The following is a 22,962-nucleotide window of genomic DNA, read 5'->3' as shown; positions in this document are numbered from 1 at the left end:
ATAGCTTTTAGTAAAATATCAAAAATAGAGGATCAATTAATTTTGAATGATTTAAAACTAAATTATAATCAAGTATAAAGTAATTTACAATTAATTAAAAACGTAAATTAGTTAAAAATAATTTAATGAAAATAGCTTTCTTTTCGTCTAAGCCTTATGACAAAACTTTTTTTGAGGCTGAAAATAAAAATTACGGTTTTGAACTTAATTTTTATGAAACACATTTAGGTCCGCATATCGTAAACGCGATTGAAGATGAGCATGCTGTTTGTGTGTTTGTGAATGATAAAGTGAACCGACAAGTCATTGAAGTTTTAGCAAAAAAAGGCGTTAAAATTATTGCATTGAGATGTGCTGGTTTTAATAATGTCGATTTGGAAGCTGCGAAAGAATTTGGAATTAAAATTTGTCGTGTTCCTGCATATTCTCCCGAGGCTGTTGCTGAACATACAATGGCGATGTTGTTAACATTGAATCGAAAAACACATAAAGCTTATAATCGTGTTCGTGAACAAAATTTTGCATTGAACGGTTTACTTGGTTTTAATCTTTTTCAGAAGACGATTGGAATTGTTGGAACAGGAAAAATAGGAAAGGCTTTTATCAATATTGCGAAAGGTTTTGGATGTAAGATTATTGCTTATGATTTGTATCCAGATCAAGAATTGATGAATAATGGCGTGGAATATGTTGAGCTGGATAAGTTGTTTAAAAGCTCAGATATTATTTCGTTGCATTGTCCTTTGACGCCAGAAAATCATTACATGATTAATCAAGAAACGATTACGAAGATGAAAGATGGCGTAACGATTATTAATACAAGTAGAGGTGGTTTAATCAACACACATGAAGCGATTGAAGCTTTGAAAAATCATAAAATTGGTTATTTAGGAATTGATGTTTATGAGCAAGAAGAAAAATTATTCTTCAAAGATTTATCGGCAGAAATTATTCAGGATGATATGATTCAGCGATTGATGAGTTTTCCAAATGTTTTGGTAACTGCACATCAAGCTTTTTTTACACAAGAAGCGTTGGAACAAATTTCAGAAATTACGATGCGAAGTATTTCAGAGATTAAGGAAAAAGGTTCGACAGATGAGGTTGTGATGTTATAAATCTCCTAAATGAGTGGACTTGAAACCATCATATTTTTTGAGACCAAATCCTAAAAAACGATCGAACGCAATATGAGCGGAAAATATTAATCCAATCATCAAGCACCATTCAATATGTAAAAAATAACCAATAAGAATCAATGAAATTGTCGTAAAATAATTATGAATAAAATTATAAGATATTGCACCAATATTATTTCCAAAAAGATAACCTAACATAAAAATATCGGGAGCAAGAAAAAGAATTGCAAACCATATCCATGATAATTTTAGGAGACTATATAAAACGATCATAAAAATTAATAGAGCAAGTTGTTCTAATTTTAGTATGTTTTTCATGCGATTGGTATTTAATTTATTAGTACAAATATTTTACCAATTGTTACAAAAAAAGCCACTCTATTGTGAGTGGCTTTGATAATTATTTATATCCCATTATTTAGTGAGGAAAGAGTTTCATTAATAGAAAAGTATTCAACATTGATATTTGTTGCTCCTATTTGTTTTACTCGTTCGCTATGCATTTTAGCATAATTTTGAGCATTTTCTAAAGTGTCAAATATATAAATACCTCCACTTCTTGCAGTGTCTGAATTTTCGATCCATATTTTTGAGATGAATCCTTTTTCAGTATTTATACTTTCTGCTAATGAACGAGCATTTTTTGTTAAATTTTCTCCCATCATTTGAATAGGAAAATCAAAATTTATTTGAATTAAAATCATTATTACTTTTTTATCAAAGTTCATTAAATTGTTTTAAAATATCTGTAATATTTGTTACAGTGAGTTCAAAAAAAAAGAGCTACTTTAAAAAGTAGCTCTTATATAATTATATAAAAATTTTAATCATTCAATTTCAAAACAGCTAAGAAAGCAGATTGCGGAACTTCTACACGTCCAATTTGACGCATTTTCTTCTTACCAGCTTTCTGTTTTTCTAATAATTTACGTTTACGAGAAATATCACCACCGTAACATTTTGCAGTAACGTCTTTACGTAACGCTTTGATTGTTTCACGCGCAATAATTTTTGCACCAATCGCTGCTTGAATTGGAATATCAAACTGTTGACGAGGAATTAATTCGCGTAATTTCTCACACATTTTTTTCCCAATATTGTAAGCATTATCAACGTGAATTAAGGCAGATAAAGCATCTACAACTTCACCATTAATCATGATATCAACTTTTACCAATTTCGAAGCTTTCATTCCAGAAGGTGCATAATCAAACGATGCATATCCTTTTGAAATAGATTTTAATCGATCATAAAAATCAAAAACGACTTCAGCCAAAGGCATATTGAAAATCATTTCTACTCTATGTTGTGTCAAATAATTTTGAGATTGTAATTCACCACGTTTTTCAATACATAAACTCATTACAGGACCTACGAATTCAGATTTTGTAATGATAGCTGCACGAATATATGGTTCTTCAACACGATTTAATCCTGATGGATCTGGTAATTCAGATGGATTATGAACCGGAATCATTTTTTCTGGATCTTTTTCCAAATAAGCTTCATACGAAACGTTAGGAACAGTCGTAATTACTGTCATGTTGAACTCACGCTCTAAACGCTCCTGAATAATTTCTAAGTGTAACATTCCTAAGAATCCACAACGGAAACCGAAACCTAAAGCAGCAGAAGATTCAGCTTCAAAAGTTAACGAAGCATCATTCAAACGTAACTTTTCGATAGAAGCACGCAAATCTTCGTAATCTTCTGTGTCAACCGGATAAATACCCGCGAAAACCATTGGTTTTACTTCCTCGAAACCATCAATAGCTTCGCTTGCAGGATTTTCTACTAATGTAATTGTATCTCCAACTTTTACCTCAGAAGCTTCCTTAATTCCAGAAATAATATAACCGACATCACCAGTTTTAATGACTTTCTTCTCAACTTGATTCAGTTTTAATGTTCCAATCTCATCGGCACCATATTTTTTGTTAGTTGCCATGAATTTTACTTGATCTCCTTTTTTGATTTCTCCATTTACCACTTTATAAAAAGCTTCAATTCCTCGGAAAGGATTATAGACAGAGTCAAAAATCAAGGCTTGTAACGGAGCATCTGGATCACCAACTGGCGCAGGAACTTTCTCGATAATTGTGTGTAACAATTCTAACACACCTTCACCTGTTTTTCCACTTACACGCAAAACGTCTTCGGGATCACAACCAATCAAATCAACAATATCATCTGTTACTTCTTCTGGATTTGCAGAAGGTAAATCGATTTTGTTCAAAACTGGAATGATTTCCAAATCATTTTCTAAAGCCAAATAAAGGTTAGAAATAGTTTGTGCTTGTATACTTTGCGCAGCATCTACAATTAACAAAGCTCCTTCACAAGCGGCAATCGAACGAGAAACCTCGTAAGAAAAATCCACGTGACCAGGAGTGTCAATTAAATTTAAAATATATTTTTCACCATCTTTTTCATATTCCATTTGGATGGCGTGCGATTTAATTGTGATTCCGCGTTCGCGTTCCAAATCCATATCGTCTAAAGTTTGATTTTGTAACTCGCGATCAGAAATCGTGTTTGTTACTTGCAATAAACGATCGGCCAAGGTACTTTTACCATGGTCAATATGGGCGATAATACAGAAATTACGGATATTTTTCATATTCTATTTGTCGAATAGGCAAAAATAATCTTTTCCGTGCAGACTGCAAGTATTTTGAAAAATATTATGAATTATATTTTAATAAATTAACGAGAGTTGAAGTGTGTTTTTTACTAAAAAATAAATCTAGGCAATTATCCGATGAAAAAAAGTATATAATTCATCTTCTTTTACTAGACCAAATTTTTGTTTCAAACGATACTTTGTTATTCGTACACTTTTTGGTTCAATATTAAGAAGAGTTGCAATTTGTTTGGTGTCTAAACCAAGATAGATATACGAACAATATTTCAAATTAAGAGGTGTTAGTTTTTGCTTAGAATGCTCGTTTAGCGTTTTGAAAAAGTTTGAATGTAATTCTTGAATTCTAAATTTAGCACTTTCAAAATCATTATCCATTAAATTTTCTTCTCGCATAACTTGTTTTAAATTGATAGAAGAATCATTTCCATTTTTTTGTAGTTTCCGCTTGATCTTGATTGTATAAATCGGTTGAATAATCAGTTGCTTTTTTCTGAAATTCAAATATAGCCGAGTCAACCTAAGTTTAGCATATTCATTATTCCCATAATTAACGAAGCCTATATTATGTATTCAACAAAAGAAATTGTTTTTAATAATCTCTTTTGTGTTTATATGAATTTTAAACCTAATTTTATCCTTATGAAAATCAGCACAAAATGAGGAGATTACTATTTTTTGTTATTACTTTTTTTACATTTATTCAACTTTCTGCTCAATCGACTCGAAATTTGAATTTAGAGAATTGGACCTTTCAACAAAAAGGAGATTCAAAATGGCTGAAAGCTGAGATTCCTGGTTCTGTTCATACCGATTTGATGTTAAATAATATTATTCCAAATCCTTACAAAGACGTTAATGATGCAAAAGTGCAATGGGTAGAAAACGAAGATTGGAACTACAAAACTTCTTTTGATTTGACTGAAGCCGAACGAAAAGCGCAAAATATTCAGTTAAAATTTAATGGATTGGATACATATGCAAAAGTTTTTCTGAACGGAAAATTAATTCTGGATGCGAATAATATGTTTCGAATTTGGGAAGTTTCGGTCAAAGATTTACTGAAAGATAAAAATAATTTGCTCGAAATACAATTCAAATCGTCGCCTAATGAAGGAAAACGATTAGCAAATCTTCTTCCATATAAATACCAGAAGGTGAGCGTGTTTTTACTCGAAAAGCGCAATATCAGTATGGTTGGGATTGGGGACCAAGATTGGTAACGGTTGCGATTTATAAACCAATTGAACTTATTTCTTGGAATAATTTAAAACTGAATGACTTGTCTTATGAAATTGTCAAATTGGATAAAAATCAAGCGAAAGTAAAGTTTAAATTTATTATCCAATCGGAACAAAATACAGCTGTAGAAATTAATTTTAATCAGAAAATAATCACTCAAAAATTAACCAAAGGAATTAATCATTTTTCGATTGATGAAACGATTCACAATCCAAAATTATGGTGGCCAAATGGAGTGGGCGAACAGTATTTATACGATTATCAATTCAAAATTAAACAAGGGAATGAACAGATATTTAAGTATTTAAAATTTGGTTTACGTACGATAGAATTGGTACAAGAAAAAGACGAAGTTGGCTCTAGGTTTTATTTTAAAGTGAATAGGGTTCCAACTTATATAAAAGGTGCAAATTATATTCCGCAAGATAATTTTGTTTCACGAGTTTCAAAAAATGATTATGAAAAGTTGATAAATAGTTCGGTTGAAGCCAATATGAATATGATTCGTATTTGGGGTGGTGGAATTTATGAGGACGATTATTTTTATGAATTATGCGACGAAAAAGGTTTGTTGGTTTGGCAAGATTTTATGTACGCTTGTGCTTTTTATCCTGGCGATCAAGATTTTCTTCACAATGTAAAACAAGAAACAATTGATCAAGTGAATCGCCTAAAAAATCATACTTCTATTGCGCTTTGGTGTGGAAATAATGAAATTGATGAAGCGTGGAAAAATTGGGGATATCAGAAACAAATGGGCTGGTCGAAACAAGATTCGTTGAGTATTTGGAAAGATTATCAAACGACTTTTCATTATATTATTCCGAATGTTTTAGATTCGATTTTACCAAAATCAGAGAATCGCTATTGGCCGTCTTCACCTTCGGTTGGTTGGGGAAGAAAAGAAAGTTTGACGCAAGGAGATTCGCATTATTGGGGCGTTTGGTGGGGAATGGAATCGTTTGAAACGTATGAAAAAAAAGTTCCACGTTTTGCTTCTGAATATGGTTTTCAAGGAATGCCAACGTTGGAAACGGTGAAATCAATGTTTTCTGAAAAAGATACATTGAGTAAAAATTCTGCAATAATTTTAGCGCATCAAAAACATCCAAAAGGTTGGGAAACAATCAACGAATATATGCAGCGAGATTATGTTGTTCCGACCGATTTTGTGCAGTACAACTACGTTTCTCAATTGTTACAAGCACGCGGAATTCAGTTGGCAATTGAAGCACATCGACGTGCAAAACCTTATAATATGGGAAGTTTGTATTGGCAATTGAATGACGTTTGGCCAGTAACTTCGTGGTCGTCTTTGGATAAATTAGGAAATTGGAAAGCGTTACATTATCAAGTGAAAAGAAGTTTCGAAAATGTGCTAATTTCAGTAGAAAAAGAAGAAAATGTGTACAAAATTTATATCGTAAATGACTTATTGAAAGATTTGAAAGGAAAAGTAAAATTTTCTGTGGTAGATTTTAATGGAAATAAACATTGGACTAATGATAAAGATGTAATTATTTTATCAAATTCTTCAACCAAGATAATGGAATTAACTGATGAAATTTTGAAAGGAACTTCTTCAACTAAAGCTTTTCTTCGAATTGAATTTGAATCAAATGGAGAAAAGTATTCGAGAAATTATTTCTTCGAAAAACCGAAAGATTTAGCTTTAACAAAACCAACAATTAAAATTAAAAAGATTAATCATAATCAATTCGAAATTTCGACAAATGTTTTGGCAAAAGATGTTTATTTATTGGACGAAAACAATCAATTTGATGATAATTTTTTTGATTTAATACCAAATGAAACTCGTATTATAACAGGAGAAAAATCAATTCAAAATCTAAAAATTTATTCGTTGTATGACACTATGAATGCTGAAAATCAATAATATTTTTATCCCTATTTTTAGTGAAATTTCACAAACGATTTGGAAATGTGAATTTTATTGACTTAAATTTGCACTGATAAAAATCATAACGTATAACAATTTAATAACGAAGAAATAAAATGTTCAAAGAAACGACATATCAGTTTTTAGCTATTGCAACAGATTTTGCAATGAGCATTCTTCGTGCTTATAAATCGTAAATAATTTACTTATTATATCAAAAGCCCGGAGGATTCTTCGGGCTTTTTCTTTTATTATTCCATTCTAGATTCAGAATAACTTCTAAAAACTTCCGAAGAAGAAATAGTTAGCGCTAATTATTTCAAAATAATTATTTGCAATTAAATAATCCATTTTATGGAAGATTCAATTTTCTTTTCTACTCAATTACGAACAAAAAGAGCGAGGAAAAGAAGTGTAAAAACAACGAAAGAAAAAAATGTAAGAGAGAAATATAAACGTCAAAAAGAAATTTTTAAAGAACAAAAAGAAATTCCGCTTGTTCTTTTAAAAGAGCCGTGTCAAAAAGGTTTTGAGCGATATTTTGTATTGAGAGAAGATATTAAAAAAGAAAATGAGATTGAGTTTTTTACTCAAATTCTAAAGAAAATAAATACTTCTCAATATGCAGAAACGCGAAAGTTTGTAAAAAAACGAAAACGAAACGGAAAGCGAATTTATGTTCAGAGAATTCAAGAGTTGAAACAATTGCAACCTTACGAATATTCAGGTCCGTATTCAATTTTGAATGATGAAGAACGTCTATATTTTGTGTGTATTCAGGTGTATGATCCCAAGACAAAACGTTTCAAAGGAATTTATGAATTTCTACAACCGTGGCGTTTTCGATTGATTATAAAACCAAATATGATTACGTATTACAAACCGCTTGATATTGATTTGAAGCGCGAAGAAGCGCAAATCGATCATTTTTTTGACAAGTATAAAAATCAAGGAATCCTCTTAAAGAAAATAATTAGAGGAGGTTATTCGTATGAGCGAAAACCAAAATTTAAAAATCCTTTTACCAAAAGGAAATTTTTAACAACAAAAATTCAGCGACAGAAATCGCTGAAATGCTGATGGAACAAGAGCATCAGCTATCTAAAAGATATTAATCATGGGAAATAAAATCTCTGGAAAGGACTTTATAAAATTAGGCTTTCCAAAAAATAATTCAATCAATATTGCAATTGGGCAAATTCATCGATACAGAAAAAAAGAAAAGAAACAAGCGATTCTTAATGAAGCAAAAGAAGTTTTGCTCGAACCAGAAAAGTACATCGGTCACGGAATTTGGGGAAAAGTTGCAGAAGGATTGATAAAACCAATTGAGGTTAGATTACAAGAGTTGAAAACGAAGCGTTCACCTTTTTCGATTTTTGGAGAAAATGAAATTGACGAGCAAGCAAAATTTCAATTATATGATGCGTTGAAATTGCCAATTTCGGTAAAAGGAGCTTTGATGCCAGATGCGCATTCTGGTTATGGATTGCCAATTGGTGGCGTTTTGGCGACGGATAATGCAGTGATTCCGTATGGAGTTGGAGTGGATATTGGTTGTAGAATGAGTCTTTCTGTTTACGATTTACCAGCAAGTTTTTTGAAAGGGAAATCGCATCAATTGATTCAGATTTTGCAAGATCATACCAAATTCGGAATGTATGAAACGCATAAACTAAAAGTGGATTACGAAATTTTTGAGCGCTCTATTTTTGATGAAATTCCAATCTTGAAAAGTTTAAAAACAAAAGCTTATCAACAATTAGGAACTTCTGGTGGAGGGAATCATTTTGTTGAATTTGGGATTGTGAAATTAGATGAGGTAAAACCTGAATGGAACTTGATTCCAGGTGAATATTTGGCTGTTTTATCGCATAGTGGTTCGCGTGGTTTGGGTGCAAATATTGCAAAACATTACACGTATTTGGCGGCGAAACAATGTCCGCTTCCGAAGCAAGTTCAGCATTTGGCTTGGTTAGATTTGGATACACACGATGGCCAAGAATATTGGGCTGCGATGAATTTGGCTGGAGATTATGCCAAGGCTTGTCATGACGATATTCATCGAAGAATAGCGAAAGCTTTAGGAAAACGTATCGTTTTTAACATCGAAAATCATCACAATTTTGCGTGGAAAGAAATGGTTGATGAAACGGAACGAATTGTTCATCGTAAAGGAGCGACGCCAGCTGGAGAAGGAGTTTTAGGAATTATTCCAGGTTCGATGACAGCAAATGGTTACATTGTTGAAGGTTTGGGAAATGAATTGAGTATTAATTCGGCTTCGCATGGTGCGGGAAGAAAAATGTCGCGTGCGAAATGTAAATCAACAATAACGAAAAGCTTTATGAATTCACAATTGAAAGATGCAGGAATTGAGCTGATTGGCGGAAGTGTAGATGAAGCACCATTTGCATATAAAAACATCAAAACGGTGATGAATTTGCAAACAGAACTAGTGAAAGTGTTGGGAATTTTTACGCCAAAAATTGTAAGAATGGATAAATAAATGATGATGAAAAAAATTATTCAACTTACATCGGGTAGAGGACCTACGGAATGTAATTTTGTGGTGACCAATGTTTTTAAAAAGTTTTCGGAAGCGTGTACAAAATCAGACATTAAGTTTGATGTGATCGAAAGAGAAATTGATAAAGATTTTAATCAACTTTCATCTGTAGTTATAGAACTTGAAGGAAATGATTTAAACAGTTTTTTGAAAGAATGGATTGGAACAATTTTATGGATAGGTAAAAGTCCTTATCGAAAATTTCATCAACGAAAAAACTGGTTTATAGGTTGTTTTGAATTAGAAATTGTGAAAGAAAATTTAATCAATTCAAATGAAATTGTTTACCAAACAATGCGAAGTTCTGGGAATGGAGGACAAAATGTAAACAAAGTAAATTCGGCTGTTCGAGCAACACATCAACGAAGTGGAATTTCAGTTGTTTCGATGGATTCGCGTTCACAACATCAGAACAAAAAAATTGCAACAACTCGTTTGTTATTGAAATTACAAGGATTTGAAACCAATAAATTGAAGGACTTGGTTCAAAAAAAATGGAATAATCAAACGTCTATTGCAAGAGGAAATCCTGTGAAAATATTCAGAGGAGATAAATTTAGTGAATAAAAAAAAGCCGCTCAATGAGCGGCTTTTAGTTTATTTCTTCAAAATAGCTTGGATAATTCCTTCCAAATTTTCATTGAATTCGAGCAATTGAGCAAAAACTTTATCGTCTTTATTCAAGCCACCGTGTTTGTTATTTTTTACAAAGGTTGCTTTTATCGTTTCCCAACGTTCTTTTTCTTTAGCAGTTATCAAACCTGCAATTTCTTTTAATCGCAACAAATTCGATTCTGTATCTGTTGTCAATGTTTGCGATTCACTTTCGTAATGCGCTAAAATAGTTTCGTTAATTTCTTTTTCGTTCATCATTGGAACAATTTTCGAAACCAATTTTGACATATTTCTGTACGAACCTTGCATTTTGAAAGGCGGTTCCGTTCTGTAATCATCTTGCATTGCTGCGCTCGAAATATAATTTTGATTGACTTTTACGACAATATTTCTAATCTTAATCACATGTTTTAGAACTGCAATAAAATCATCAATTTCTTGTTTCAAATAATTGCCTTCCAAATCCGGAAGTTGTTCTTGATTTTCGGTTACAAAATTTGTTAACTTGTAAAAATCTGTCAAACTTTTTGAAGCAATTTTATCCAAATAAGGATTATCTCCTGTTGCATTTTCAATCAAACTTAAATTGAACAACGTTTCCGTATCACCAATTACATCACCCAAATTATAAACATCAGCACGATTAGCCAACATATCTGGAATCTGAAATTTAGAGCCGCTTTCCGTATATGGATTTCCTGCCATTACAATGCAAAAACGTTTTCCGCGTAAATCGTAGGTTTTACTTTCTCCTTCAAAAATTCCATCAATTTTTCGCTGTCCATCGGCTAATGAAATAAATTTCTGTAAAAATTCGGCACTCAAATGCTGAATATCGTCCAAGTACAACATTACATTATCTGCCATTTCAAACGAAAGATTTATCTTTTTTAATTCCTCTCTTTCTCCAGAAGTTTTGGCTTCTATTGGATCGATTGATGTAATATTATGTCCAATTGTTGGTCCATTTACTTTCACAAAATGTAGGCCCATTGTTTTTGCTAAATACTCCATCAACGTCGTTTTTCCATAACCAGGAGGCGAAATTAACAACAACATTCCCATTCGTGCAGTACGCTTGTTATCGCCTGCAGTTCCCAATTGTTTGGCTAAATTATTTCCGATTAAAGGAAAATAAACTTCGTTGATTAATTTATTTCGAACAAATGATGTTAAAACTTTTGGTTCAAATTCTGCGATTTTTAAATCCTTTTCATAAGCTTTCGAAATTTCTTCTTTTAACTTTTGGAATGATTTAAAATTTGGAACATCAACAGTTGAAAAATGCTCTAATTTAGAAATGATTTCATGATAATTTTGTGTATAAATACCATCAATTATTACGGTATGATTTCCTTTTAAATCTTCAATTATAATAGATGAATTTCCATTTATTAACTGAAATTTATCTTTAGAAAACAATAACATCGTTGCTACTTCATTTACAACATTTCTGTAAGTTGAAAAATTTTCATTTTCATCGATAAAAGAATGAATCCAGTTTTCGATCAAGTAAAATTTTTCGGTTGAAGAAAATTGTTCATCTGCAATCAACGCATTAAAATCATCTGAATTTTTATTTTTCTCTAAGTAATTAATGAATTCTTTTCGAAAATTTTCAGCTTCATTACTCATCGAAAAAGCTTGATATTTTGTGAAAGTTCTAAACAAATAATTGGCAACTTTTTCTGAAGTTGTTATTGTTTTATCCCATTCCGTTTCCCAATTTTCAAAAGGCGATTTGATTTCATTTAGAATATTTTCAAATCGAGTTGAATTCGGAAAATTTTTCAAAATTAATTGAGCCGAATTAATCATTGCATTCAATTTATCTTGCAAATTTTGTTCTAAAGAATGCCAAAAAATTTGAGCAGTTGTACGAGTTGGTGCATCAAATTGCAACACATCTAATTTTGAATTAATGTTTACCAATTCAGTAAAAATTCGCAACGCATCAAAATTGTGAACGCCTTTTATATAACCTTCCGAATAATTTTGTTCAATGATTTGATTGATAAATTTTTCAGCATCAAAATCGTTTTCATTTCTTGCTAAAAAAGCTTGATAAGCTAAATATTCAGCACGATAAACCAATTGATTTTCCGAAACAAATTCTTGGTTCCAAATATCTTGGTAACGATAAATCTCATCGTTTTTAACTTTTTGATAGAAACTTGTACCTGTTAAATGATAAAATAATTCGTTGTTACGATTCAACAATGTCAGCGCTAATTGCTGCGTATTGACCGTAAATTTATTTTGACCAAGCGCAATAATATTTTGCCCATCAACAAAAAGTTCGGTTTTATCACGTAAAACTCTAAGTGTATCTTCTTGCGATTTTTTCAAAAGATTTTCAAGGTTTTCGGCTTTCGAAACATCTTTTAAATCTTTTAATTCTTGAATGATTTGACGCATTTTGTCAATCATCAAATCCGAAGAATAAAACGCTAAGATTTCTTCTTTCTCAGAAAAAGTTTTGGCTTTATTTTCGATATTTTTCAAGACGCGTAAACCAATTTGCTCTAAAGAATTGGTACGTTTGTTAGTTTGTTCAACTAATTGTTCACGTTTCGAATTGAATGCCTTGATAATTTCGTCGCGCTTATCTGCAATTTTTAAAGCGAAATCATCAAAATCAGAAAATTTACTTTCTAATTCTTCAAGCTGAACAATGATTTTTGTATTGTATTCTTCCGTTTTTTCGGCAGTTGTTGATAATTCTAAAAAGTTAACCACACTTTGCTCCAACAACGTGATTTGAGCAGAAAATTCTGCAACAGCTTCTTTGCTTTTTAACGCAGAAGTTTGACGTGTTAATTGGGCACGAACTTCGTTAAGCGAAGCAAAAATAACCGAGATTTTCTCAATGATTTTTGTTGTTTGTGTTGCGTCTTCAATTTTTAAACTGTTCAGAATATCAATCAATAATTCTAATTCTGAGGCAATTTTAAGACAGGCTTCTTCGATAACTTTCGCATCAATGACTTTTTCGATAGAAGCTACTAAGTTTTTCTGTTCAGCAACTTTTTCTTCGTATGGAATTAGTGCTTCATCCAATAAAAGAAACTCAATTGTTTTGGTTGATAAATTTTCGTTTACCTCTTGCAATCGGTTTTCTAATTCTTGAACACGCTCTAAATTGATGTAGCGAATTGAACGTAAATCAATAACTTTTCCTTGAATTTTACGAGCCTCAGCTAAATGTTCAACCAATAAATCCAATTGATTGTACGTTGTGCTATTTACTTTGAAAACGATTTCTTCAATCGATTCTTCCGTTTTTTCTAAGGTTTCTTGCGCAAATTTTTTCTGAATTTGAACTTTAGCAAATTCATCAATCGCTGTATTGGCAACTGTTTTTATTTCTAATAAAGGAACAGCAAGCTCAAAAGTCTCTTGATCATTAATCCAAAAATAGCCATCTACAATATTATTCGCTTTTTTTACAATGTCCTCGTATAAACCTTCGTACGAATCTTCTTTGTTGATTAATTGAATAACCTCCTGAGATTCAGCCATTGCTTTCACAATGTCTTTGTTCCCAATTTTATATAATGGATGATTTGTTTTCTCTGTATTTTCAATCAAACGTTCAACATAAGGTGTTTGCCAAATTTGAACTTGATGATGTCTTGTCGCTTCTTCTTCGGTGCGGAAATAAATTAAACTTCCATCTTTAAAAATCGTAAAACCATTACAAACTATAGGTGTTTCCACAGTTTGTTGAATGATATTGTACGATAAAAGAATGTATGTATTGGTTTCATCTTGATTGAAAATGTACATAAAATCTTCTCCGTTCGGAGAATTTACACGACGGAAAAATTGAAAATGCTCTAAATTATTATTATCGAAAAGATGATACGTTCCGTTTTGTAAATAATAACCATTCGAAAAAATTAAACCTTGATTATCGGGTAACAGAACTGCTGCATCTAAAAGTGCAGGAATGTTGATAACTTCTTTGGTGCGAACATTGTAAATATAGGCTCTGAAATCTTCTTGAAACGGTTTTATTTTAACCGCAATTAGATTTCCTAAATCGGCATAATAATATTCGGCATCGTCTAATTGTTGATCTAAATGTGTCACTTTTTCAGTGAAAATTCCTTTTCCTGAATCCGTATTATCTTCAATTTTAAAAGTAATATCACCACCAATTGCTTCGATAAAAATCTTATCTAAAATAGAAATATGTGGAAACTTTCCTAATCGACGATCATCGATAGAAGTTTTTTGCCATTCAAAATCAAATTGATCTGCTTTTTTTACTTCGTGAATGCTGCGATCATCTTGATAAATTAATTTTCCGTCTTTGATTAACCATTTAAACGCTTTCAAATCTTGTGCGCTTTTACTGGTTTGGAAAACCATGTATAGATAATTATCTGTTCTACGAAATTTAGAAAAGATAGAATCGCGGTAATATTTATATAAATTCTGAAAATCTGTAAAGAAATTCTGATCGTTTATTAAGTCGAGAGGTTGAGGAATAAATTGATTTTCTTGAAACAGATAAATACTAAAAACATCGCTCAACTGAATGTCTGTGCGTAAACCGAAATGCACGTTGTAACCAAAAATACACAATTTATCGAACGCGATAATTCCACGTGCGACACATGTATTTTCTGTCGTAATTCTTTGGTTTGCGCTTAATGCAAAATTGGTAGAATTGAAGACTTCTTTTCGAGCATCATTCAATTTCGTTAATCTTTCCGAAAGAAAATCTTTTTGTGTAAGAAGTCTTTTTCGGATGATTTCGTACGCGCCTGCATCAAGCGTTTCGGTAACGTTAATATTTTTTTCTTCTTGCATTAAATTAAAATCTAGAAGGTGATTAAACTGTAATTAAGAGCGATTGAAACGAGTAGATTCAATCACTCTATTGTTGTTTAATGGATTAACCTATTTTTTTATTTGAAACACCTAACTGATTCGCAATTCCGAAAAGAGAATTTATAAATCCAGTATCTTCGTTATTTCCAGAAGCCGAAGCAGCTTGCTGTAATTTAATTAATGCCGCAGTAATTGTTAAGTTTTTGATGTCGTTAGACGAGATACCATATTTATCAGCAAGACTTCTTACTTTGCCAGCTAAATCACCTCCGCCATCTTCGTCAATCAATGCATTTTTGATGTCTGTTGCGTGTTTCGAATTGTCGATTAAATGATCGAAACCTTTTGCATTCGAAACTTGTTTGACAATATTTTCGAAGAACATTGTTTCTCCACCAACAATGTCAATTTTCGCAGATTTCAATGCATTTGATAACACCTCAGCTTGTGCTCCAGCAATATCTTTTTGAATGTTGATATGAGCCAATTCGATATCTTTTTCTTTTTGTAATTGAAGTTTGAACTCTTCGTGCTCTTTTCCAACACCGTCCAGTTTCTTCATAGCTTCTGCTTTTTCTTCAATTCCTTTTGCTTCTGCTAATGCTTTTTCACGAACAACTTCTGCTTGTGCTAAGCCTTCTTTACGTAACGCTTCTGCTTTTTTCTCGATAACAGATGCTTCTACAGTTCCTTGTTTTTCTTCTGCTTCTGCTTTTGCAACCATTACTTCTGCTTCAGATAGACCAATTGCAGCTTCTTCTTTTGCTTGTGCTTCAGCAATTATTTTACGAGCTTCAGCTTCTTTTGCAGAAGCTTCTTTTTTAGCTTCCGCATCAATTAATAACTCTTGCGCTTTGCGTTCTGCAACTTGTTTTTGTGCATCTGCTTCGATAACTTGACGAGCAGCTTCTTGCTCTGCCGCAATTTTTGCCGCTTCCGCAGCTTTTACAGTTTCGATTAAACGCTCTTCCGCTTCTTGCGATGCAGCAATAATTCCGGCTTGTTTCTGACGCTCAACTTCACGGTAAACTTCAACATCTTTCACACCTTGTTGCTCTTCAATCACGCCTTTTTCTAAAAGAACGCGTTCTTTGATAACGCCTTGAATATTTTTCTTCTCAACTTCGATAGACCTTTCTTTATCAATCTGAGCTAAAGTCACAATTCGCTCACGTTCTGTTTGCTCTAATGCACGATCTTTTTCAACGCGTTCCGTTTCGATTGCATCAGTACGAACTTTATTTTTTTCTGCGATAATAATTTGACGCAATTTATTTTCTTCTTGTACCGCCAATTGCTCTTCTGTTGTAATACGAACAGATTCAGCTTTTAGACGTTCTTCTTCGCGAACTTTTGCAATTTCTGCCTCTTCGCGCGCTTTTATATTTTCGATTTCTCTGCGTTGACGCTCTTCTTTTTCGGCTAATTGTCGCTCTAATTCTAAGATTGCTTCGCGCGCTTCAACGTTTTGTTTTTTGATTACTTTTTCTTCTTCACGACGAATTAAGTTGGCGTTCATATTTTGTTGAGCCGTTAATTCCGTGATTTTTTTAATACCTTCCGAATCTAAAATATTATCAGGGCTCAAGAATTGTAATTCAGTTTGTTCTAAATAATCAATCGCACAGTCATCTAAAATATATCCATTCAAGTCTGTTCCGATGATATTTAAAATTTCATCTCTAAATTCGCGACGAGCTTCGTATAATTCGATAAAATCGAATTTTTTTCCAACTGTTTTTAAAGCTTCTGAGAATTTTGCTTCGAAAATACTTTTTAATGTTTCTGGTTCTGATGCTCGTTCTGTTCCTAAGTTTTGTGCAACATTGATTACATCATTCACCGATTTATTAACGCGAACAAAAAATGCAACTTTGATATCTGCACGAATGTTGTCTTTACAAATTAAACCATCGTGTTGTTGACGAGTAATATCAATTTTCTTAATCGAAATGTCCATAATTTCCATTTTGTGGAAAACAGGAATTACATACATTCCTTTGTTGAAAGCTACTTGCGATCCACCAACACCAGTACGAACGATGGCTTTTCCTTGCGGAACTTTTTTATAGAAAACGCTTAAAACGACGATGAAAGCAATAAAGATGAAAACGATAACACCAACTGCTAAAAGAATAAAATTTGTCATGAGATTTTTATTATATTTTGATTGATTTAGTGAATAATTAAGATTAAAATTTCTTCGATAAGAAACGAAGTAAGTTGAAATATTAGTGTCATAATAGTGTTAAATGTTGTTTAAGGTTATATGTTTGATGACGAAATAATAATGATTTGAAGGCGATTCGTCGGTGATAATAATGGTATCTCCAAAATTAATTTCTTCGCCATTTTGACTTTTGATGTTAAGCGTAATAATATCTTTCTCGATTTGAAATTCCGCAGAGCCTATTTTATCTCCTGTGATTTTAGATTTTGATTTTCCGACTCTTCCGATAAAATCAGTTTCTTCTTCTCCATGATAACCTAATTCTGAATACATTTTAACTAATGGTTTAGTGATCCAATGCATCATAAAATAAGCGATGATGAAAACCGGAATTAAGATTAAAACTGAATACAATCCTAATTTGCTTAATCCAAAAACAATCGAAGAAATAATGGTAATCACCCAACTGATAAATTTGAACAAAGTAATAATCACCATTAACGGAACTTTACCAACATTGATGAATTCTAAACATTTTGCCCAAAAACCTGGTTCGCGATGCACGTCTGCATCAGCATCGTGATCAGCGTCAATTTCGTGGTGGGCATCAACATCATTGATGTCTCCGATATGAAAATCAGAATCTGTTCCAAGATCAATTCCGTCACCAGCTAACAGTTGAAATACCCAATAGACAAGAGAAAATCCCATCAAAATGGTCATAATTCCGTTGGCCAATGGATTAAAAAGAAGGTCTAAAATTTCGGTCATTTAGTGTTAATTTTTAATGTTAAATAGCTCTTCTGAATGTATAATAAATAATTTTCGTTGTGCTGTTGATGGAAAGCGGAGTGGAAGTGATTAATTCCCAGCCTTCATTTCCATATTTATTTAGTAAATCATCCAAAAATGTTTTATCTATTTTGATAGAAAATAAGCCAGCGTTAGGCATTATTTCTATTGTTTTGTATTCATATTTAGATGCCATAGTTTTGATTTTTTAAAAGAGATTAATTTACTAAAAATTTTATAGAAATAATTCACTATAAAAAGTGATTTATTCTTGATTTTTCGACTGAATTTTTAGCTTTAAAGCTTCTAATTCATTTTGAATCAAATCACCTTTCAAGGTTTCGTTAATTTCGTCATCAGCGGTTTTCGAATTGTCCGCTAAACTTCCGTAAGCTTGTGCAAGTGCTTCGTCTTCTTCTACTTTGGCTTTCATGCGTTCTAACATGCTAATTGTGCTATTCGCATCAATTTTTGCCATTTGTTTGTTTACTTGTTTTGTGGCATCAGCAACTTTTACACGAGCTTTTAATGTTGTTAATTCATTTTCCCATTTATTAATGTTGAATTTAAGAACCTCAACGTTTTTGTGCACTTCATTTGCAGATTTTTCATGAATAATCACTTGATTTTCTAATTCAGTAATTTCTTCTAACAATTGATTTTTTAAGCTCAAAGCTTCTTTCGCTAAATTTTCGGCTTGTTCAATTGTAATTTCATTTCGCTCAGCTTTTTCTAACAAAAGAATTGCTTTTCGTTCATAATCTGCAGCTTCTTCTTTCTTTTTGTCGACGCTATTTTGCGAACGAATTGCCATTGCTTTTACCTTTGCGTAAGCCTCTAATGATTGATTAAGATCGTCGCGCATTTCGCGAATTCCTTGTTCTGTCATTTTGATTGGGTCTTCCATTTTTTCGACAACCGAATGTATTTCCGCTTGTCCAATTCTAAAAATACGTTTGAAAATATTCATAGTGATATTGTTTTATTGTTTAGAAAATTCGATTAATTGAGCAGAATATTCGCTCATCAATAAGCTCAAAGAGTTTAACGTTGCTTCAAATTCGTTTTGATCAAGATTCGCAACTTGAAGTGTGTAACGATAAATGACTTTGTTTCCGTCTTCTGTTATTGCAAAAGCACCATGAATGATATCGCGATTTTTCATCAACAACGCTTTTAGCATTTCCAGATTATCATTTGTAATTGTAAATAAATACAACTCGAAAATGATAACAGGTGGTGCAATCCCTACAATCAGATTTTGAACACCATCCAATAAATTTTCAATCATAAAAACACCTTCTTTTTCGTCTTTGTAAGTGATGGTGTAATTGATGTTTTGAATAAAATTTTCAATCTTCGAAAAATAATTCATTTTGTTGTTATTAGTGTTTTTTGTAATTTGTTTCCATAAAATTAAACAATTTGCTAAAATAATTAGCAAATAAAAATGTTAAAATTTTAAATAATGACAAAAATTGGTGAAAATATAAAGAAATTAAGACAAGTTAAGAACTTAACTCAGCAAGCTTTTGCTGATTTATTCGATGTTAGTAGAGGGAATATTTCATCTTACGAAGAAAAACGTGCAGAGCCACGAATTGAAACGATTTCTCTAATTGCTAAATATTTTAGCATTCCAATAAGTCATTTGATCGAAAAAAACTTAACAGTTAACGAAATATTACACTTTGATAACTATTTTGAGGAAGCTGATATGTTACGAAATGTTAAAAATTTGAGCGCGATTCCTTTTTTATCACGAGAAATAATTCAGTTAAAAAAAGAATTATTTTCTAATATAGAAAACTATCCGTCGATCTATTTTCCAATCTATAATTCGCATCAATTTATTGCGTTAGAATATTCTTCGAATATCGCTTCACCTATCGATTTTACAGAAGAAGAATCATCTATTTTATTTTTTGAACATTTGGAAGTGGAAAATTTACATTTGGTAAATGATAAGTTTGGTTTGTATTTGAATGATGATGAAATTTTTGTTGGGAAGTTTACTCAACACGAAAATCAATTGATTTTGGAATTAAATCAATGGAAACAAATTATTTTTGATGTTGAAAATATTCAGCACTTTTATCAGTTTTATGCTGTTTATAAGAAGGTTTAGAAATAATTTTTATAAGTAAGATTGTTTTCTAAATATTAGATGTTTCTACATCGTTTGACTCGCTCAACATGACAAGAAAATCCAATCTAGGCTGATAATTAATGTCATGTCGAGGAATCGAGACATCTCTTCTAAAAACTTATAATTTACTACTCAAGACTTTTAAACTTTAATATAAATCTTCTTTTTATCTAATAAATAAGCTAACCACCAAAAGAAAGCTAAGAAAATTAGCGAATAAACAAATGAACCAATTTCTGGAATTCCAGGAATTTTAGCGCAAACATTTTCGTAGAACCAATCCAATGGTGAAATGAATTTGATTTCTCTTTTGTCGTTTAAACCAGCTTCAATTTTGATTAAACCTAATAATCGAGGTAATAATCCGCTCAAAACAAAGATGAATAAAGGATTTTTTCCAAAAACATCAAAGAATTTCATGAAACCATTTTTGATGCCTAAAATTTCGATGAACCAAATCATTGATCCAATTGTCAAAATTGCTAAACCAGTTGTGTTGAAAACATAAGAACTGCTCCAAATCTTTTTATTGTACGGAAAATCCCATTGCCAAACGTAACCAATTGTCAACGCAATTGTTCCTAAAACAAATAAGCCAGCTAACATTTTATATTGCGGATTGTCAGTTTTTGGTAAAGGACGATTCAACCAATTGATATTTCCTTGTTTCTGAATATAATCACCAACCAAATACCCAAATAAAACCTGTGGAATAGTAGAAATTGTACTGAAAATTCCTTCGGGATCAAACGGAACACCTTCTCCTTTGTAAATATGTGCTAAACCTAGCAATTGATTATCGATTTTAGTTCCGATGAAACCTTCTAATGAATAAGGGTCAGAAGTTCCAAGTCCGAAAGTTAAAACCCAATAAAGTAGAAGAATCGCACAACTTATCAATAAAACTTGTTTTTGTTTAAAATAAAAAGCAATCACCGAAGCGAAAAAATAAGCAATTGCAATTCGTTGTAAAACGCCCATTATTCGGATTCCGCTTTTTTCTGAATCTTTCCATGCTTTGAAAATAAGGTCATTATTATCCCACTTGAAAAATGGCCACCAATTGATGAATAATCCAATTCCGAAAATTAGAATTGTTCGTTTTATTACTTTTTGCCAGAAAATTTGTTGAGGTTGTTGTTGCAATTTTGGAATCACAAAAGCCATTGCATTTCCTACAGCAAACAAAAAGAAAGGAAAAACCAAATCTGTTGGCGTACATCCGTGCCATTCTGCATGCTCCAAAGGATCGAACATAGCCGACCAAGTTCCTGGATTATTTACCAAAATCATCAACGCAACAGTTGCGCCACGAAAAACGTCTAATGAATAATAACGAGCTGCTTTCATCTCTTTTGTGTTAATGTTTTAAAGATATAGATTTTTTGAATTTTTAGACAAAATGCTTTTCAAAAAGATACTAGATTATTCCTTACCTTTAATTGTCAATAACAAACAATAAATAAAATGAGAACGGAGTCTGATTTATTAGGAGAGTTACAAGTTCCTGAAACGGCTTATTATGGTGTGCAAACGCAACGTGCTATTAATAATTTCAAAATTTCCAATAATTATTTGTCGCATTATCCCGAATTTGTAAAGGCACTTGGTGTCGTAAAATTAGGAGCTGCGCAAGCCAATCACGAATTAGGAATTTTATCGAAAGAATTATTTGATTCAATTTCTTTTGCTTCAAATGAGTTAATTGCTGGTAAATATACAGAGCAATTTCCGATTGATATGATACAAGGTGGTGCGGGAACTTCTACAAATATGAATGCAAATGAAGTAATTGCAAATATTGCTTTGGAGTATTTAGGAAAACAAAAAGGAGAGTATCAATTTTGTTCGCCAAATGATCATGTGAACCTTTCGCAATCTACGAATGATGCCTATCCATCTGCTTTGAAATTAGCATTATTTAATATGAATAAACCTTTGGTTGAGGCATTAACTTCGTTGTATGAGGCACTTGATAAAAAAGGGAAACAATTTGGTAATGTTATAAAAATGGGACGTACGCAATTGCAAGATGCAGTTCCAATGACGCTTGGGCAAGAGTTTGAAGGTTTTTCGAATACATTACATAAAGAAGTTGATAATTTAAACCGAATTGCTGCCGAATTATTAGTAATTAATATGGGTGCAACTGCAATTGGAACTGGATTGAATGCTGTTCCAGGTTATGCACAATTGTGTACAACTAAAATAGCTGAAATCATGAATGAAGATGTTTCGTTGGCTGATAATTTAGTTGAAGCAACTTCGGATACAAGCTCGTTTGTGGATTATTCATCAGCTTTGAAACGTCTTTGTGTGAAGTTGTCGAAAATTTGTAATGATTTACGTTTGTTAACATCTGGTCCGAGAACAGGTTTGTTCGAGATTAATTTACCTCCAAAACAACCAGGATCTTCGATTATGCCAGGGAAAGTAAATCCAGTAATTCCAGAAGTAGTGAATCAAGTTTGTTTTAAAGTGATTGGAAATGATTTATCAATAACAATGGCTGCCGAAGCTGGTCAATTACAATTAAATGTAATGGAGCCAATAATTGGTTTTTCGATTATGGAATCGATTCAATATTTAACAAATGCGATGAATACGCTACGTGTTGAATGTGTGGATGGAATTACAGCAAACGCAGAACATTTGAAAAATGAAGTACAAAATAGTATTGGAATTGTTACAGCTTTAAATCCTTACATTGGTTACAAAGCAAGTACAAAAATTGCGAAAGAAGCTTTAGAAACAGGAGGAGGTGTATATCAATTGGTCTTAGATCACGGTTTATTGTCGAAAGAACGTTTGGACGAAATCCTTGATCCTAAAAATATGCTTGGTCCACATATCTAGAAGTTGTGAGTTAGTAGTTATGAGTGATAAGTTTTGAAAAAATAAAT

The 22,962-nt window shown here is 32.0% G+C and carries 19 protein-coding genes; 8 read left to right on the top strand and 11 right to left on the bottom strand.

All coding sequences use genetic code 11. From position 1 onward, the window contains the following. The first annotated feature begins 125 nt into the window (after positions 1 to 125). Positions 126 to 1,118, top strand: coding sequence for a 2-hydroxyacid dehydrogenase (locus tag B3M86_RS12800; RefSeq protein WP_291076490.1), 993 nt, complete (start codon positions 126 to 128; stop codon positions 1,116 to 1,118). Here B3M86_RS12800 and B3M86_RS12795 read toward each other — a convergent pair. The 4 genes from B3M86_RS12795 to B3M86_RS12780 all read right to left on the bottom strand — a co-directional run bounded on the left by B3M86_RS12795 (position 1,113) and on the right by B3M86_RS12780 (position 4,176). After that, on the bottom strand, positions 1,113 to 1,457 hold the full coding sequence (locus B3M86_RS12795) for a DUF4260 domain-containing protein (RefSeq protein ID WP_291076488.1): 345 nt from the start codon (positions 1,455 to 1,457) through the stop codon (positions 1,113 to 1,115). The two genes, B3M86_RS12800 and B3M86_RS12795, sit on opposite strands and share 6 nt — an antisense overlap. Positions 1,458 to 1,543: 86 nt before the next feature. Next, complete coding sequence (locus B3M86_RS12790; RefSeq protein ID WP_291076486.1) at positions 1,544 to 1,867, bottom strand: monooxygenase; 324 nt, start codon at positions 1,865 to 1,867, stop codon at positions 1,544 to 1,546. 95 nt (positions 1,868 to 1,962) lie between these two features. Continuing rightward, positions 1,963 to 3,759: a translation elongation factor 4 gene (gene lepA, locus B3M86_RS12785; protein WP_038332533.1), complete on the bottom strand. Its 1,797-nt coding sequence runs from the start codon at positions 3,757 to 3,759 to the stop codon at positions 1,963 to 1,965. 126 nt (positions 3,760 to 3,885) lie between these two features. Beyond that, positions 3,886 to 4,176, bottom strand: a complete 291-nt coding sequence (locus B3M86_RS12780; protein WP_125350036.1) for a helix-turn-helix transcriptional regulator — start codon at positions 4,174 to 4,176, stop codon at positions 3,886 to 3,888. Positions 4,177 to 4,439: 263 nt separating this feature from the next. Here B3M86_RS12780 and B3M86_RS12775 point away from each other — a divergent pair, with 263 nt between their 5' ends. The 5 genes from B3M86_RS12775 (at position 4,440) to prfH (ending at position 10,058) form a co-directional block, all read left to right on the top strand. Next, positions 4,440 to 5,003, top strand: coding sequence for a glycosyl hydrolase 2 galactose-binding domain-containing protein (locus B3M86_RS12775; protein WP_280049416.1), 564 nt, complete (start codon positions 4,440 to 4,442; stop codon positions 5,001 to 5,003). Next, positions 4,928 to 6,919 carry a beta-mannosidase gene (locus B3M86_RS12770; protein WP_414647005.1) on the top strand — a complete coding sequence of 664 codons (1,992 nt, stop codon included), beginning with the start codon at positions 4,928 to 4,930 and terminating at the stop codon, positions 6,917 to 6,919. Before B3M86_RS12775 ends, B3M86_RS12770 begins: the two co-directional genes overlap by 76 nt. Positions 6,920 to 7,276: 357 nt before the next feature. After that, positions 7,277 to 8,002: a hypothetical protein gene (locus B3M86_RS12765; protein ID WP_291076481.1), complete on the top strand. Its 726-nt coding sequence runs from the start codon at positions 7,277 to 7,279 to the stop codon at positions 8,000 to 8,002. A 37-nt stretch (positions 8,003 to 8,039) separates the two neighbouring features. Next, positions 8,040 to 9,431, top strand: coding sequence for an RtcB family protein (locus B3M86_RS12760; protein ID WP_291076479.1), 1,392 nt, complete (start codon positions 8,040 to 8,042; stop codon positions 9,429 to 9,431). Between the two features lie 6 nt (positions 9,432 to 9,437). Then, the gene (gene prfH, locus B3M86_RS12755) at positions 9,438 to 10,058 is read left to right on the top strand and encodes a peptide chain release factor H (RefSeq protein ID WP_291076477.1); all 621 of its coding nucleotides are present in this window, start codon (positions 9,438 to 9,440) and stop codon (positions 10,056 to 10,058) included. Between the two features lie 30 nt (positions 10,059 to 10,088). Here the strand turns inward: prfH and B3M86_RS12750 are convergent, their stop codons facing one another. From B3M86_RS12750 to B3M86_RS12725, 6 genes are all read right to left on the bottom strand, one after another. Further along, positions 10,089 to 14,927 carry a DNA repair ATPase gene (locus B3M86_RS12750; protein WP_291076475.1) on the bottom strand — a complete coding sequence of 1,613 codons (4,839 nt, stop codon included), beginning with the start codon at positions 14,925 to 14,927 and terminating at the stop codon, positions 10,089 to 10,091. A gap of 85 nt (positions 14,928 to 15,012) precedes the next feature. After that, positions 15,013 to 17,097, bottom strand: a complete 2,085-nt coding sequence (locus B3M86_RS12745) for a flotillin family protein (protein WP_291072160.1) — start codon at positions 17,095 to 17,097, stop codon at positions 15,013 to 15,015. Between the two features lie 99 nt (positions 17,098 to 17,196). After that, entirely contained in the window at positions 17,197 to 17,889 is a 693-nt protein-coding gene (locus tag B3M86_RS12740) for an OB-fold-containig protein (protein ID WP_291076473.1), read from the bottom strand. Between the two features lie 19 nt (positions 17,890 to 17,908). Continuing rightward, positions 17,909 to 18,106 carry a DUF4177 domain-containing protein gene (locus B3M86_RS12735; RefSeq protein WP_125350043.1) on the bottom strand — a complete coding sequence of 66 codons (198 nt, stop codon included), beginning with the start codon at positions 18,104 to 18,106 and terminating at the stop codon, positions 17,909 to 17,911. A 69-nt stretch (positions 18,107 to 18,175) separates the two neighbouring features. Continuing rightward, positions 18,176 to 18,880 (bottom strand): PspA/IM30 family protein, encoded by a 705-nt coding sequence (locus B3M86_RS12730; protein ID WP_125350044.1) that lies wholly within the window; start codon positions 18,878 to 18,880, stop codon positions 18,176 to 18,178. A 12-nt stretch (positions 18,881 to 18,892) separates the two neighbouring features. Continuing rightward, the gene (locus tag B3M86_RS12725) at positions 18,893 to 19,285 is read right to left on the bottom strand and encodes a molecular chaperone Tir (protein WP_115001905.1); all 393 of its coding nucleotides are present in this window, start codon (positions 19,283 to 19,285) and stop codon (positions 18,893 to 18,895) included. Positions 19,286 to 19,378: 93 nt separating this feature from the next. Between B3M86_RS12725 and B3M86_RS12720 the strand changes: the two genes are divergently transcribed. Further along, a complete protein-coding gene (locus tag B3M86_RS12720; protein ID WP_291076470.1) occupies positions 19,379 to 20,038 on the top strand; it encodes a helix-turn-helix domain-containing protein in 660 nt (219 codons plus the stop codon). Positions 20,039 to 20,200: 162 nt separating this feature from the next. Here the strand turns inward: B3M86_RS12720 and B3M86_RS12715 are convergent, their stop codons facing one another. After that, positions 20,201 to 21,409 carry an acyltransferase family protein gene (locus tag B3M86_RS12715; RefSeq protein WP_291076468.1) on the bottom strand — a complete coding sequence of 403 codons (1,209 nt, stop codon included), beginning with the start codon at positions 21,407 to 21,409 and terminating at the stop codon, positions 20,201 to 20,203. Between the two features lie 108 nt (positions 21,410 to 21,517). Here B3M86_RS12715 and aspA point away from each other — a divergent pair, with 108 nt between their 5' ends. Continuing rightward, on the top strand, positions 21,518 to 22,915 hold the full coding sequence (gene aspA, locus B3M86_RS12710; protein ID WP_291066697.1) for an aspartate ammonia-lyase: 1,398 nt from the start codon (positions 21,518 to 21,520) through the stop codon (positions 22,913 to 22,915). Positions 22,916 to 22,962: the final 47 nt, after the last annotated feature.

The organism is Empedobacter sp. UBA6305 (genome assembly GCF_002440405.1).
Classification (GTDB): Bacteria; Bacteroidota; Bacteroidia; order Flavobacteriales; family Weeksellaceae; genus Empedobacter; species Empedobacter falsenii_B.
Note: the sequence above shows the minus strand (reverse complement) of the source record. Positions and strands in the feature narration are given on the sequence as shown.